The sequence below is a fragment of the Mesorhizobium sp. M7A.F.Ca.CA.004.12.1.1 genome (genome assembly GCF_003997835.1).
GTDB lineage: Bacteria > Pseudomonadota > Alphaproteobacteria > Rhizobiales > Rhizobiaceae > Mesorhizobium.
Genome location: NZ_RZRK01000974.1, coordinates 1 through 2,048 on the forward strand (window position 1 = coordinate 1; position 2,048 = coordinate 2,048).

Annotated in this window: 3 protein-coding genes; 1 reads left to right on the plus strand and 2 read right to left on the minus strand. The window is 62.2% G+C overall.

Annotation, left to right across the window (positions count from 1 at the left end):
- On the minus strand, window positions 1–284 hold a 284-nt coding region (locus tag EN984_RS32445; RefSeq protein WP_245480164.1), incomplete at its 3' end, for a helix-turn-helix transcriptional regulator.
- A gap of 204 nt (window positions 285–488) precedes the next feature.
- Between EN984_RS32445 and EN984_RS32450 the strand changes: the two genes are divergently transcribed.
- Window positions 489–1,193, plus strand: coding sequence for a nitroreductase (locus tag EN984_RS32450; RefSeq protein WP_164748979.1), 705 nt, complete (start codon window positions 489–491; stop codon window positions 1,191–1,193).
- Window positions 1,194–1,204: 11 nt separating this feature from the next.
- On the opposite strand, the gene EN984_RS32455 is transcribed toward EN984_RS32450, so the two are convergent.
- Window positions 1,205–2,048: MFS transporter (locus EN984_RS32455; RefSeq protein WP_127384253.1), on the minus strand; the 844-nt coding region annotated here is incomplete at its 5' end.

Genomic DNA, 2,048 nt, shown 5'->3' on the forward strand with positions numbered 1-2,048 from the left:
GATTCGCTTGTGCCAAGCGTGCGGCGCCTGCCAGCGCGCACGACCACGCCGCGCTCGCTTTCGACAGGTACGTCATGGCTGAAGAACAGGCTGATCGGCACGCCGAACAGTTCGGCGAAGGCTCGGAGGTCACCGAGCGACGGCGTCGACAGACCGCGCTCGACCTGGCTGACCCAGCCGACCGAACGGCCAAGCTTCGAGCCGATCTCGGCGAGTGTCAGCCCGCGCGCCTTGCGCAGGGCCCTGATATCGCCGGCCAGCACGCGTTCGTCAGGTACCTGCAATGTTCTAGCGGTAGTCGAAGGCAAAGCGCTCACTTTATGAAAAAATCTGGCCAAATTTCATGAGAAGTCAAGCTCATGAAAAAATCAAGTAGATTTTCACGGATGCACAAGATTTGCTTGCGCGATTTTGACGGTTCATGCAAAGGCTCCGCCGAGAGCGGCGAGTGGGGACGTCCGATCGAGACAAAGGGTAAGGGACGGCCCATGCTGGAAAATAACCCCCGAATTGCGGGCGATGCCGAGATTGTCGACGAGGCGATCCTGTCGCGCCGTTCGGTGCGCGCATTCCTGCCCGACATGGTCGACGACGAAACCATCCGCGCCATTCTGGCGGTTGCGGCGCGTGCCCCATCCGGCACCAACATGCAGCCATGGAAGGTCTATGTCACCAAGGGCGAGAGCAAGCAGCGGATATCAGACGCCATTCTCAATTCCGGCATTCGCGCCGAAAAAGCTGATTGGGACGAGTACCGGTATTATCCCACACAGTTCTTCGAGCCGTATCTGACCCGCCGCCGCGCCAACGGTTTCGGCCTCTATGGCGCGCTCGGGATCGGTCGTCGCGAGGTCGACAAGATGCGCGCCCAGCACGACCGCAACTTCGTCTTCTTCGACGCCCCGGTCGGCATGATCTTCACCATCGACCGCCGCCTCAACCAGGGCTCATGGATCGACTACGGCATGTTCCTGCAGAACATTATGGTCGCAGCAAGAGGCAGGGGTCTGCACACCTGTCCGCAGGCGGCCTTCGCGCCCTATCACCGGCAGATCAGGCCGGTGCTCGACATTCCGGACGAAGAGATCGTCGTCTGCGGCATGGCGCTTGGTTATGAAGATACGTCAAAACCTGAAAACGCCTTCCGCACCGACCGCGTGCCGCTGGAAGAGTGGGTGACGTTCAGCGAATAAGCCAGCCAGCCTCATTCGGTATTCATCTGTGCGCCGTGGCCGCTGACATGGGCACCGTCCTGTGGCGTCAGCTTGAGGTAGGCAAGCAGCGCGCAGAGCGTGATGATGCCCTCGATGACGAACAGGATGCGGAAATCGTCGGCGACGGCTGGACCGCCGCCGGCCAGAAATGACAATACCGCCGCAGCCAGGCCGACGCTGATCGCCACCGCCAGCTGCCATAATATGTAATAGAGCGCGCTGAAGCGGGCGAGCTGCTCGGGCGCGATGTCGGAATAGGCGAGATTGCCGGTCGAGGCCCATTGCGCGGAGCGGAAGACGCCGAAGACGAAGATGTAGGTCAGCACGATCCACACCGGCGTCGTCGCCTGCATCAAGGCGAAGCCGGCGACCATCACGGCGACGATCGGGGTGTTGTAGACCAGCACGCGGCGAAAGCCGAAACGGTTGAGGACACGCGGCATGAAGAAGCGCATGGCCACGGAGCCGACCGCGGCGACGAAGGTCAGCGATCCCGCCTGCACCGCGCTCATGCCGAAGCCGAGCTGGAACATCAAGGGCAGCAGGAACACCACCGAGCTGAGGCCGATCGTGTCCAGCCCGCCGCCGGTGAGGAACGAAATGCGGAAGGTACGGATGCGCAACAGCTCGAGATCGAGCAGCGGATTGCGCACGCGCAGGCAGTAGAACGAGGCGATGGTCAGGATGACCAGCGCCAGCGCCAGTTCTGCGGCGATGATGCCGCCCGCGGCATCCTTGGCAGCAAGCGAATCCATGCCGAAGACCAGCAGGACCATGCCGCTGCCGACCAGCAGGAAGCCCGGAAAATCGAACGGCGTGCGCACGGGCTTGGTC

Excerpts from the sequence above, each read along its gene's own strand:
- EN984_RS32450 (WP_164748979.1), top strand. The coding sequence starts at position 489 with ATGCTGGAAAATAACCCCCGAATTGCGGGCGATGCCGAGATTGTCGAC.